General features: G+C 40.7%; 12 protein-coding genes. 7 read left to right on the top strand and 5 right to left on the bottom strand.

Annotated elements, in window-relative coordinates:
• Window positions 1-125: 125 nt before the first annotated feature.
• Window positions 126-1,820 (bottom strand): potassium-transporting ATPase subunit KdpA, encoded by a 1,695-nt coding sequence (kdpA, locus tag H6G05_RS17160; RefSeq protein WP_190579685.1) that lies wholly within the window; start codon window positions 1,818-1,820, stop codon window positions 126-128.
• Window positions 1,821-2,155: 335 nt separating this feature from the next.
• On the opposite strand from kdpA, the gene H6G05_RS25875 reads away from it, so the two are divergent.
• From H6G05_RS25875 to H6G05_RS17125, 7 genes are all read left to right on the top strand, one after another.
• Window positions 2,156-2,482 carry a DUF433 domain-containing protein gene (locus H6G05_RS25875; protein ID WP_190579683.1) on the top strand — a complete coding sequence of 109 codons (327 nt, stop codon included), beginning with the start codon at window positions 2,156-2,158 and terminating at the stop codon, window positions 2,480-2,482.
• A 3-nt stretch (window positions 2,483-2,485) separates the two neighbouring features.
• On the top strand, window positions 2,486-2,827 hold the full coding sequence (locus H6G05_RS17150) for a DUF5615 family PIN-like protein (RefSeq protein ID WP_190579681.1): 342 nt from the start codon (window positions 2,486-2,488) through the stop codon (window positions 2,825-2,827).
• A 126-nt stretch (window positions 2,828-2,953) separates the two neighbouring features.
• Window positions 2,954-4,072, top strand: coding sequence for a pentapeptide repeat-containing protein (locus tag H6G05_RS17145; RefSeq protein WP_190579679.1), 1,119 nt, complete (start codon window positions 2,954-2,956; stop codon window positions 4,070-4,072).
• Between the two features lie 6 nt (window positions 4,073-4,078).
• Window positions 4,079-4,252, top strand: coding sequence for a DUF6888 family protein (locus H6G05_RS26035; protein WP_286392746.1), 174 nt, complete (start codon window positions 4,079-4,081; stop codon window positions 4,250-4,252).
• A 2-nt stretch (window positions 4,253-4,254) separates the two neighbouring features.
• Complete coding sequence (locus H6G05_RS17135; RefSeq protein WP_190579677.1) at window positions 4,255-4,821, top strand: DUF6887 family protein; 567 nt, start codon at window positions 4,255-4,257, stop codon at window positions 4,819-4,821.
• A 100-nt stretch (window positions 4,822-4,921) separates the two neighbouring features.
• Window positions 4,922-6,010 carry a sensor histidine kinase gene (locus H6G05_RS17130; RefSeq protein WP_190579675.1) on the top strand — a complete coding sequence of 363 codons (1,089 nt, stop codon included), beginning with the start codon at window positions 4,922-4,924 and terminating at the stop codon, window positions 6,008-6,010.
• A 96-nt stretch (window positions 6,011-6,106) separates the two neighbouring features.
• Complete coding sequence (locus tag H6G05_RS17125) at window positions 6,107-6,769, top strand: response regulator transcription factor (protein ID WP_190579673.1); 663 nt, start codon at window positions 6,107-6,109, stop codon at window positions 6,767-6,769.
• Window positions 6,770-7,025: 256 nt separating this feature from the next.
• Here the strand turns inward: H6G05_RS17125 and H6G05_RS17120 are convergent, their stop codons facing one another.
• From H6G05_RS17120 to H6G05_RS17105, 4 genes are all read right to left on the bottom strand, one after another.
• Window positions 7,026-7,538 (bottom strand): GNAT family N-acetyltransferase, encoded by a 513-nt coding sequence (locus tag H6G05_RS17120; RefSeq protein ID WP_190579671.1) that lies wholly within the window; start codon window positions 7,536-7,538, stop codon window positions 7,026-7,028.
• The gene (locus tag H6G05_RS17115) at window positions 7,538-7,825 is read right to left on the bottom strand and encodes a type II toxin-antitoxin system TacA family antitoxin (protein ID WP_190579669.1); all 288 of its coding nucleotides are present in this window, start codon (window positions 7,823-7,825) and stop codon (window positions 7,538-7,540) included. The genes H6G05_RS17120 and H6G05_RS17115 overlap by 1 nt, the downstream gene beginning before the upstream one ends.
• Window positions 7,826-7,974: 149 nt before the next feature.
• The gene (locus tag H6G05_RS17110; RefSeq protein ID WP_190579667.1) at window positions 7,975-10,455 is read right to left on the bottom strand and encodes a dynamin family protein; all 2,481 of its coding nucleotides are present in this window, start codon (window positions 10,453-10,455) and stop codon (window positions 7,975-7,977) included.
• Between the two features lie 334 nt (window positions 10,456-10,789).
• Entirely contained in the window at window positions 10,790-11,008 is a 219-nt protein-coding gene (locus H6G05_RS17105) for a hypothetical protein (RefSeq protein WP_190579665.1), read from the bottom strand.
• Window positions 11,009-11,689: the final 681 nt, after the last annotated feature.

The raw sequence follows: 11,689 nt of genomic DNA, 5'->3' as shown, positions 1-11,689 counted from the left end.
GGAGGGATTCTTCTGCTTCCCCCTTTATAAGGGGGATTGAGGGGGATCTTTGGTAACTTAGGATATAGCTGATAACTTGTGTGTACTCGATAGGAACGGGAGAATGGATTGGGAGGCGATGAGGGCTATCCACCTCTAGCGATGAGAAAAGCTTCGGCAATAGAACCTAGAGCCAACACAGGAAAGAAAGTCAATGCACCCATAATCAAAATCATGCCCGCCGTAACGCTAGTAAAAAGAACTGTATCGGTACGCAATGTTCCTGTAGTCATTGCCACAGGCTGCTTACGGGATATGCCATCAGCCAAGAGCAACAGAGCAATTAAAGGAATATAACGACCACCTAGCAAACTAACGGAAGTACTCAGATTCCACCAGAGCGTATTATCCGCTAATCCTTCAAATCCTGAACCATTATTGGCTGCTGCCGAAGCATACTCATAAACTACTTGCGAGAGTCCATGAAATCCTGAGTTGCTAATTCCTGCTAACTGATCAGGAAATGCTAAGGCGATCGCACTAGGAATGAGAATAAAAATCGGATGAATTAACAAAATCAAAAAACTCGTCAAAACCACTTCATTCTTCTCGATCTTGCGTCCCAGAAATTCAGGAGTCCGACCAACCATTAAGCCAGTGACAAATACTGCCAAAATTGAATAGGCGAATAGGTAAGCAGTGCCTGTTCCCTGTCCACCCCAAATGATTTGCAGGAACATATTAGACAACGTAATAAAGCCACCACTGGGCATCAGAGAATCATGCATCGAGTTGACGGCTCCCGTCATCGTTCCTGTCGTCGTCACTGCAAATAGAGCCGATTGCGCCCAACCAAAGCGTACTTCTTTCCCTTCTAGATTGGGATTTGACGAGCCAAGCAATGTATTTACAAGAGGGTTGCCCTGATACTCTCCAACGCCTACCACGACAATAAAGGCAACATAGAGAATGAACACCATCCCAAATATCAGCCATGCTTGCTTACGGCTATTGGCAATTTCTCCATAGGTAAAAATTAGAGCCGTGGGAATGGAAATCATCGTCAAAATCTGAATCAGATTCGTGAAGCTATTGGGATTCTCAAAGGGATGGGCAGAATTAGAACCAAAAAAACCGCCGCCATTTTCGCCAAGCTGCTTAATGATCTCAAAATGCGCCACAGGACCGATCGCGATCGCCTGACTGATATTTGCATCTTCTAAAGTTGGGACAATCACAGGCGCAGATAGGGTTTCGGGAACACCTGCTGCGATGAAAATTATTGCTCCAATAATGCTAATTGGTAATAGGATTCTCGTAATCGACTGCGTGAGATCTTTATAGAAATTACCAAGCGATCGCCCTGTTAAACCTCGAATAAAGGCGATCGCCACTGCGATACCTGTTGCGGCTGAGGTAAAAAATAGAAATCCTAAACCTAGCATCTGGGTAAAGTAGCTGAGGGCTGTTTCTCCAGAATAATGTTGTTGATTGGTATTGGTAATAAAGGAAATCGTCGTATGTAGAGCCATATCCCAGCTTGGAGCGCCCATCCCCGTTGGGTTAAGTGGCAACAATCCCTGAAACATGAGCATCAGAAATAGCATGATTGCCATTACTAAATTGCTATACAAAATCGAACGGGCATATTGCCAACCTGTCATTTGGGTTTGAGGATTAACGCCACTGAGAGTAAATATCAAATTCTCCAGTGGGTTTAAAGCTCTATCTAGTAAAGTCTTTTGTCCTAAGAACACCCTTGAGATGTAACGACCGAAAATCGGCGCGATCGCCACAATCAGCACCAGCGTAATTCCTATCTGAATCCATCCTTGTAGCATGGAGATTTCTTCTTCCTTTTGAGTCGATGAAGTATCAAGCAATTGCTGTGACAGTCAAATCATCAACCTATTTCTCTACTCTGACAAGGTATATCTTTTTGTTTAGAATCCTTGTGCTTACTTAAGCATAGGTTTTAAACACATTCAAGATTGTGCTGTTTAGATAGCGTTTAGATGGTGTTTAGTTAGCGATCGCTTGATTGTTGATAGGTTATGGCGATCGTGATCTCTTCTAGCCTATTTATCTTTAATTAGAGAGTTACTACTCATTGGCTGCTAGATAGGATATAAAATGGTAAATATAGTTTGCTAAAGCGTTATGAGGATTTACATCTGTGATCGTCAAAGAGTTAGAACAGCAACTTCTTGCACTCAGACCTAGTGACAAAGTGCAGGTAATCCAGTTACTTGCTCAAAGTCTTGGTAGCAATTGGCAGGGAATTGAGAAAACGCCTAGAGTTTGTGGTGGTCAGGCTTGCATTGCGAATGCAAGAATTCCTGTTTGGGTACTGGTAGAGGCTCGCCGTCTTGGATATAGCGATGTTGATTTGTTAACAAGCTATCCAACGATTACTGCTACAGATTTAGCAAACGCTTGGGTATATGCGGCGGCACATACGGATGAGATGGATTTGCTGATCGAGCAGAATGAGGCTGCTTAGAAGATGGCACGTTTTTACGCGGATGAGCAGTTTCCCTTTCAGGTTGTGGAATTGCTGCGAAATTTTGGTCATGATGTTTTGACAGTGCAAGAAGCGGGAAAGGCTAATCAACGAATACCTGACGAGCAAGTGTTAGCGTTTGCTGTAGGTCAAGAGCGCTCTATTTTGACTATCAATAGAATTGACTTTATTCGTTTGCATCGTCGTAATGATGAGCATTTTGGGATTGTGGTTTGTACGAATAATCGTAATTGGGAACAGTTTGCGGCACGGGTTAATGAAGCAGTAATAGCAGAGGGATCGTTGCAGAAAAAGTTGATTCGGGTTGTACGCCCCTCTGTCTAAATTAGCGATCGCCTTTTCATTTCACGAGTAAAATCGCTTGATTGTTGATAGGTTTATGAATATGGCGATCGCTTGAAAGGATTGATATAGTAAAACTAATAGTTTAAAAAGTCTTTAAATTACATCATGTCAAATCCAGAACATCTTGAAAAATTTCGAGAAAGCATACAAATTCCAAACCCTCTCAAACTTAGTGATCGTATACTATCTAAAACAATTAGTGAAACCTGGGATAAGTGGCGAGAAGAAAATCAAGATATTGAAATTGATCTAAGCAATGAACGGTTTTATGGAGCAGACCTTACTGAAGCGGATCTTAGAAAAGTAAACCTCAAACAAGTAAATTTATCTAACTCTGATTGTAGTCACGCAGATATTAGTTTTGCTAATTGTAATAATACGACTTTTAGTGGAGCAATTCTTTTCAAGACTAATTTTACCTCTGCAAATCTCAGTGGTGCTTACTTAAATGATACTAAATGTAATAGAGCCAATTTTTACTTGACAAATTTAACTAGAGCCAATCTAGAAGGAACAACTCTCGATTTTGCCGATCTTAGTTTTTCTAGTCTGATTTGTACAAATTTCAATGGTTCTAAAATCAACAAAGCTAAATTTATTGGAGCAGATCTTAGGGGCGCTAATCTGCAAATGTGCCAAGCCTTAGAAGCAGACTTTACCGAAGCTGATTTTACAGGAGCTTGTATTCAAGACTGGAAAATAAATTCTGATACTAAATTTGATAGAGTAAAATGTGACTTTATCTATTTGCAAACTAATGAGCAAGAGCGCATTCCACATAATCCTAAAGTGAATTTTAAAAAAGGAGAATTTGAAAAATTTATCACAAAAGCTCAAAATACAGTTGATTTGATTTTTACTAATGGCATTGACTGGCAAGCATTTCTACAAGCCTTTTTAAAACTAAAATCTGAAACTGGTGACGAACTATCTATTTATTCGATAGAAGATAAGTGGGATGGTTATTTTGTTGTTCGTGTCAATGTCCCACCTGATGCCGACAAGAAAGAGATAGAGACTTTGCTCAAGGTAAAAGATGCAGAAATCGAGGGGTTTCGGAGGGAAAACTTGACTTTACAACGCATAATCGAAAGTAAACCACAAATTATTCAACAGATTTTTTTCGGAGATGCTAACGGAATTGCCGCAATCGTAGAAGGAGATCAAAACATCTATCCACCACAGACTGATATTATTGAGGATGGATATAATAAGAAGGAGTGACATAACGTGCTTTCAGAAGCGCAGTTAAAAAAATGCTTTTTAGTTTGTCAAAGCCTATCAAGTATGTATTTACCCATTTATCTCGTCAGATTTGATTCACGATATAATGCTATTTACATTCTCGCAGGCGAAGAAACAGAAGTATTGATTGGTAGTAATGGCGAAATAGTGGAGATATAGAGATGATCCAGCCTGATTACAAACTAATGACTCGTACCGAACTACGGGAATATATGTTAGCTCACCGTGATGATGAGCAAGCTTTTCACACCTACATGGACAAAGTTCAGCAAGAAGCCGTCAAAACCCCAATCAATGATGAAGTAATCGCCGATCCCCAAAAATTTGCTACTTTCATTGAACAAAACAAGCAACGCAAACAGCAAGAATCCACAAATATGGTTAGCCAAAACTTTCACGGCAATGTCTATGGTGTCGCTGGTCATGTTGCAGGCAACCAAGTCATTAACGCCCAGCAACAAAGCCTTACAAGCGCCGCAATGGAAATCCAAGCACTTTTGACACAACTCGCTCAAGATTACCCTGAAGGCTCACCAGAAGAGAAACAAACAGTTGCTAAGATGGAACTTAGACGCAAAGTTAAAGAAGATCCAACCCTTAAAGATCGTTTGCTAAGTGCAATCAAATCTGGTGGTATTGAGACAGTGAAAGTTCTCACAAATAATCCCTTTGTCAGTATTCCACTAGAAACTGTCAAAGGTTGGCTAGAAGCAGAACCTCAAAAATAGATGTTGGGATTATAGCGATCGCTGGTTGTGGGAATGAATAGGCGATCGCTATTTAATTAATTTTTGAGAAAAGCGAATGGTAGTGAGAAATTCGATACGCATGGCTAAACAAGCATCACCTTGGCGATCGCCTACATTTTGGATGATTATAGGATTGATGGGGTTGGTGATTGTTTTAGAATTCTCTACACCGCCCGAATATGTGATGGGTTATCTCTACATCAGTCCGATTCTGATCGCTAATTCTCAATTGAGCCGTACTAGTACCTTTCTGTTCACACTTGTATCGGTGGTGTTGACGCTCATCAATATCTGGATTCCTAATCATGAAACAATTCAAGTTTCTATGGTTGTCAATCGTTTGGTAACTATATTAGCTTTAGTCGTGACAGCAATTTTGTGCGATCGCTATCGGCAAACACAGCAAGTTTTGGTGCAGCAACAGGCAAAACTTCAAGCACAAGAGAAAATCATGAATGTGCGTGAAGACTTTGCTTCCACCTTAGCCCATGATTTACGCACACCGTTACTTGGTGCGATCGAGACTCTCCAAGCCTTTGACCGTGAACAATTTGGCACTATTCATGCCAAACAAAAAACTGTAGTCGCAACGATGATCCGTAGTCATCAGAATAGTTTGCGGCTAGTGGAAACTCTCCTTGATGTCTATCGCAATGAAACGGAAGGATTACAATTACAATTAGAACCAATTAATCTGGCAATTCTCGCGGAAGATGTGGCAACCTCATTACTGAGTCTATCTACCAGTCGTCGCGTTTATTTGAACCTAAATTATGGAGAATCGGACTTTCGTAAATTCCTATGGGTGCATGGTGATGCCTTCCAATTGCGTCGAGTTTTTACAAATTTACTGACTAATGCAATTAACCATTCTCCGCGAGGTGCAAAAGTAGAATTGGTGCTAGAAACCCAATCTTCGCATCAGATTGTTCAAGTAATTGATGTTGGTGCAGGGCTTAAATCTGATGAGCAGCCTTATTTGTTTGAGCGGTTTTATCAAGGACAAAGCGATCGCTTAGCTACTGGTTCTGGTTTAGGTTTGTACCTAACTCGCCAGATTATTGAAGCCCATGGCGGTACAATTTGGGCAGAAAATCATCATCCCCAAGGTGCAATTTTTGGATTCCGTCTGCCAGCTTTGCCCTATTCATCCCATGACATTACCTAAACAGCAGGATGGGCGGTGCGGTGCGCCGCCTATCCTGCTATCTTGACAATATCACCTGAACTTTGGTGCTTTGCACTGAAGTTTATTCTCAAAAAAATGACCTTAGATCACCTCAAAATCCTGTTAGTTGAAGACGACGAACTCTTTCGCCTCGGTTTGCAGGTGCGTTTGCAACAGGAAACTAAAATTGCGGTTTTAGCAGAAGCTAATGATGGAGAAACGGCGATCGATCTTGCTAAACAGCAGCCCTTTGATCTTGTCCTGCTTGATATTGGTTTACCAGGGCTTGGTGGATTGGAAACCTGTCGTCAAATCAAGATCAATCATCCAAACTTACCGATTTTGGTACTTACTTCACGTAATGAGCGATCGCTGATTTCTCGTTTAGTCACCGCAGGCGCACAGGGATACTGTCTTAAGGGAGTTGCTGCCGAGACTTTAATTCTGGCGATGCGATCGGTGATTGCTGGAGCGTCTTGGTGGGATGCTACGGCTACTGCTGAAATCCACAATACTTTTCAAAATCAATCTTCTGAACTTACTTTAGATAATTCATCGGGATCAAAAATTGATACTTTGACGCGAAGGGAAAAAGAAATTCTCGTTTTAATGTCTGACCACAAGACCAATCAAGAAATCGCTGAGATTCTCTATATTTCATCAGGGACAGTACGGGTACATATTCATGCAATTTTACACAAGTTGGGAGTAAGCGATCGCAAACAAGCGATCGCGATTCAAAACAGCCTGAATCAGTAATAAGCAGTAGTCCTGTGCTTGATTATATAGCTGCCGTCGATTGTGTTAGGAAAAAAGCAAAACCCAAGAAGAGAATGGCGGCGCGAAGCGTCGCCATTCTCTTCTTGGGTTTTATGTCCTCATACACTTGGCGACAGCTATAATACTCAAATCTCCAACCCGATGAAACGGGTTACTTAGAAATATTCTGTATTTCACAGTGAACTTGAGACTTTAGACAAGAACTCAAAATCTTGGCTAAAATCTTAAGTCTAACTTACTTTAAAATATCTTCAATAGATTTGATTGGAAGATATAGTTTCATGGGGTTTTGGATGAATTTTTGAAACCCATACTTTAGATAAAAACTTACCGCACTATCATCTAAAGCTTCAGCAATAATAGCTAAGGAGGCAATTTGTTTAGAAGCAGAGAGTGTTTTTTTTAGAGCATCAAGTAACATAAGTTCCCCAAATCCTTTACCCTTTTGTTGATTATCGATAGCAAGACGACCTAACAAAGTCGCTGGCAATTGTGGATATCTTGGCAAGTTCTTAGCAAAAGATTGATCTAGATATTCAATCTCAATAGTATAAGAAGAAAGTGTGTAATAACCCAAAATATTTAATTTAGGATCAGCAGCATCAATTAACACAAATACAGTTGATACTTTTCGCTTAATATCCTGAGATGCTTGCTTATAAATGTAATTATCTAGGTTTTCTTGTCCACAACAAAAGTCTGCACGGCAATGCTTACGACTATCAAATGATTCAACTTTAATAATCATTAACTTGAAATTAATTGTTTATGCTTTAAAGCTGCTTTTTTAAGAGCCTCATTAGGTGGTGGTGGATTAAGCAAAGCATCAACGAAAGCTTGACTATCCTCAAGATTGAGTTTTAGCTTTTGATGTTTCTCAATTACTCGGTAGGCTTCTGCCTGAACACTTGCAATAACAAAATCTGTTAGAGTTCGTCCTTCTAAATCGGCAGCTTTTTGTAGTAAAGATTTAGTTTCTGGACTGATACGAGCTTCAAGTCTCGCAATCGTTTTGGGTTGAGTTACATTAGTCATATTGATTTATCTTGACTTAATGAAAATATTTATTTTTTAATAGCCTCATACTATACGGCGTTTAGCCGTATGTCAATAAAAATCCCGACCTCAACAGAGAATCGGGATTTAGATCGGGCTTTAGAGTGGAAGCTATTTTAGATACTCGTTTATTCTTCTTCTGTATCTTCCACTTCGTCAACGATAGAAGAATCTGCCTCAATTGTCTCAGCGATCGCTGTTGGAATCAGTAGGTCAGACTCACTGATTATTGGCAACTTCTTACGGGTCAATTGCATTGCTTCTAAACATTGATTAATGTTTGAAACAGCAGCATTATACACATCAATATTTTGTTTTACCTCGCTTTGCAAGCGACGATTATTATCAACCTTGGATTGAGCTTCTTTCTCAAGAGTTTGAGCGAGATACTCACGGGCGCGATCGTATTGCTGCAAAATTTTATCTGCTTGTTTGTCTGCACCACCGAGTAAATGAGTATTTAGAGTTTGATTAATTGTCTGACGGAAAGTGCGAATTACCGTGTCTTTGACTTTGTACTCAAAATCGAGCTTGAGCAGTTGACGGATAGCGGGTTCAGACTCGATCATACTCTGATAGTCATAACCGCGACAGGCTTGCTGTAAGGTTTGTTGCAATTGCCAAAAGCCTACAGTCCCATCTGCATAGAAAGTTGGACGTTCACGCACATAGCGATCGCATTCAGTTTTAGCTTCATTGACTAAAGCCTCAGATGCTTTGACCATCACACTTTGGAGATAACTCTCTGTCTCGCCATCATTGCCGAGCAAGCGATAGAGTTCGCGATAATAGTCAGCTTTTTTAATCTGTTCAATCATGTTTTGGAAGAAATTAGCAATGAGTTCTCTAGAGCATTCCACCAACACATCCTCTAGCTCATTTGCCAAGAAATAGAAGCCCTCAGTCAAAATCCCCATCACAGGAACTACGGAATTACGACGATGGCTAGCTTGGGCGCGTTGATGCACCATAGCAACCGAGAAACTGACAATCAGTTCATCCAAACGCCTGACCATCTTAGTTTTTAGCTTCAGATAATCTGCCTCTAAAAGTTCATTGCGATCGCTAGCAACTGAAACATTTACTTCTTGAGCAATATGCTCACGTAGGCGATCGCCAATTTGTTTCAAGTCTTGACTGAGTTTCTGCAATTCTTGGGACTTGATCGCTTCAATATCGCGAGGTTGACTTTCCAGCTTTAGCCATGCTTCGAGATAGGACTGACGCAGGGCAATACAAATGGGTTGTAAATCATCAGCAAGATCAGCAAATAGCAAGGGGCGCTTCTCAGTGGTCAGATAGCGGGTAATCGCGGTGCGAAACTCCTCAATGCCGCTATCCTTAATCAGTTGGTTGATGAGTCCTATTCCTGAATGGCTGAGCAAGCGTACATACTTCTCATTCTTAACATTGGTTTCCAAAACACTATAGGGAATAGGAAACTTAGTAATGTCCAGTTTGCCAGAAACTAAACAATAGCTGTTAAATTCATTGACAAATTGTGGTGTGCCTTCTTCGCCGCCTACTGACTTAACGCTTTCGGCAAATACTGAGTCCAAGCCAAAGCGATCGCTAATACTTGTGTTTTTGAGTTGACTGCCATAGAAACCCAGCAATCCACTAGTTTTATAGATTTTTGAACTATTGCGAAATTGGCTCGAAATTGTGTGATTGAGGCGATCTCGCAATTGATCGTTCGTCCAAGTCTCATCAATGCGATTGAATACATAGAAAACGCGATCGCGTATTCCTGCATTACCCTGCATTTTTTCACTGAGTTCTGTTTCTTCGGAAGTCATTTCCCCAGTAGCTGCGGTCTTGAGAACAAAGACTACTGCCGAAGTATCGGGATGCTCAATCTTCTCAAAAGTTAAAGCTGCATCTTTCTTGATAGGTGCATCGATCCCAGGGGTGTCGATGATCACATTGCCATCTTGTAATAGGGGATGATTGCAATAATATTCCACACGTTTAAGAACAGCGCTATTAGCTCCACGCCTTGCATAGTCAGCAGCTTTTTTGAGATTGTCAAAACCAAACTGTTCCATTGAGTAGGTCGCATTTGCCGTCGAACTAATGCGATCGCGATTATTTGTAAATCCTTCAAGCAATAGATTCAAGGCATCAGCATCCTTGGCACGTTTAGATTTGCTCTTACCGCCTTCTTTTTCGATCACAGTGAGAGCTAAAGTTTGCAACTGTTTGAGGGCTTCAGGTTGATTAATATTCATCGGTGCAACCTGTCCAATTAGCTGAGACAGTGCTTGTACCTGTTCTCGGACTTCCACTTCACTCAAGAAAGTTAATACAACCCGTTCTTCCCCAGTTTTGGCAAAGGCAATTTTGCATTCCGTCCCCGTAGCATGTCCTTCAGCACTGTAGAGTAATTCCCTCTCTAACAGTGCATTAATCAACATTGATTTACCCGCGCTAAAAGCCCCCGCAAATACAATCTCAAAGGTTGGGGCGATCGCTTTTCTCAGTGAAGCCTGAACAATACTGCCATCCTGCTGCGATCGCAAATTCGGCTCCTGTTGTAAAAGTTGTAAGATCGCTTCAACCTGTGCTTGTAAGTCTTGACATTGAGGAAAAAGAGAGAGGAGTGTCATGCAAGCAGATCCTTGATTTAAGAAAATTTAATGCTTTTACCTAAATATATCATGTATATTCCCCTCAAATTACCGTAACCTATGGCAAAACACAAAATGGCTTAGCCATTTTGTGTTTTTACAACCCTTATTGGGCTTGGTTTTTAATTCATAAAAATGTATGGACTCTTGTGTGAAAGTGAAAGTGTTATAGCAGCAATGCAAGATATAGCTAGAAGATGAGTGGCGGCGCGAAGCGCCGCTACTCATCTTTTGGGTTTTATGTCCTAAGCAAAACTTACATTGCTATATTAGCCTTTTCACAAATCTCCTTTAGCTCGTTTGATGGATAATTTCAGCGCATTAGATAGGGGGATTTCAGCTCTTTTTGATCATCTTGGTAATTGCAGATATCGGTTTCTGAGCGATAGATATATTCCACCTCTTCATCGGATAACACTAATTCCAAATAGAGTTCTCCCATCCATCCACGAATTTTACTAAGTTGAAAGAAAAGCTGGAACTGACGATCGCTCAGTAATTCTTGGGTTCTGGTTATTTGTATAGGTGTCATAAAAGCCCCCCTGAGTTCGCATCTCAATTCTGGACATCATTATTATCGTGGCGATCGCTAAATCCGTTGGTGATGCAAACAATACAAAATTAACGATCTCCAACACTCAAAATCACGATTGCAATTACAACAATCACCGATCTAGATCATTAATGAACAGTGATCTCTAACATTAAACAAGCTATAGCAATCCTAAAATGGTGTAAGAGAGTGCGTCCCTTCAGGGCGCACTCTCTTACACCATTTAATCTCACAAATATAGGATTTCCATATATAGCTGTCGCCAAGTGTATAAGGACATAAAACCCAAGAAGAGAATGGCGGCGCTTCGCGCCGCCATTCTCTTCTTGGGTTTTGCTTTTGTCCTAACTAACACAATCAACGGCAGCTATAGCAATGTAAGTTTTGCTTAGGGCATAAAACCCAGAAGATAAGTGGTATAGCTATCTCTATCGTCGCTGTACAAGACGCTAGAAAATCCTTTGTTTTTTATAAAAATAAACTCAATTAACCGAATACAATCTTTTAATAGCTGATTTTACGTGAAAAAAATGTACTTTATCCCCCAAACCCTTCTCCTTGTAGAGAGAAGGGGAGGCAGAAGTTTGGTTACTCCTCCCTCCTTCACAAGAAGTAAGGCTAGGGAGCCAGTGTTTAGCAACTACCACATAAAATCAGTTA

The organism is Phormidium tenue FACHB-1050 (genome assembly GCF_014696925.1).
Lineage (GTDB): Bacteria > Cyanobacteriota > Cyanobacteriia > Pseudanabaenales > Pseudanabaenaceae > Pseudanabaena.
This window is presented reverse-complemented; position numbering and strand designations above follow the sequence as displayed.

What these genes read in the sequence shown, in the direction of transcription:
- kdpA (WP_190579685.1), bottom strand. Translation starts at nt 1,820, where the DNA reads ATGCTACAAGGATGGATTCAGATAGGAATTACGCTGGTGCTGATTGTG.
- H6G05_RS17150 (WP_190579681.1), top strand. Translation starts at nt 2,486, where the DNA reads ATGGCACGTTTTTACGCGGATGAGCAGTTTCCCTTTCAGGTTGTGGAA.
- H6G05_RS17145 (WP_190579679.1), top strand. Translation starts at nt 2,954, where the DNA reads ATGTCAAATCCAGAACATCTTGAAAAATTTCGAGAAAGCATACAAATT.
- H6G05_RS17135 (WP_190579677.1), top strand. Translation starts at nt 4,255, where the DNA reads ATGATCCAGCCTGATTACAAACTAATGACTCGTACCGAACTACGGGAA.
- H6G05_RS17130 (WP_190579675.1), top strand. Translation starts at nt 4,922, where the DNA reads ATGGCTAAACAAGCATCACCTTGGCGATCGCCTACATTTTGGATGATT.
- H6G05_RS17125 (WP_190579673.1), top strand. Translation starts at nt 6,107, where the DNA reads ATGACCTTAGATCACCTCAAAATCCTGTTAGTTGAAGACGACGAACTC.
- H6G05_RS17120 (WP_190579671.1), bottom strand. Translation starts at nt 7,538, where the DNA reads ATGATTATTAAAGTTGAATCATTTGATAGTCGTAAGCATTGCCGTGCA.
- H6G05_RS17115 (WP_190579669.1), bottom strand. Translation starts at nt 7,825, where the DNA reads ATGACTAATGTAACTCAACCCAAAACGATTGCGAGACTTGAAGCTCGT.
- H6G05_RS17110 (WP_190579667.1), bottom strand. Translation starts at nt 10,455, where the DNA reads ATGACACTCCTCTCTCTTTTTCCTCAATGTCAAGACTTACAAGCACAG.
- H6G05_RS17105 (WP_190579665.1), bottom strand. Translation starts at nt 11,008, where the DNA reads ATGACACCTATACAAATAACCAGAACCCAAGAATTACTGAGCGATCGT.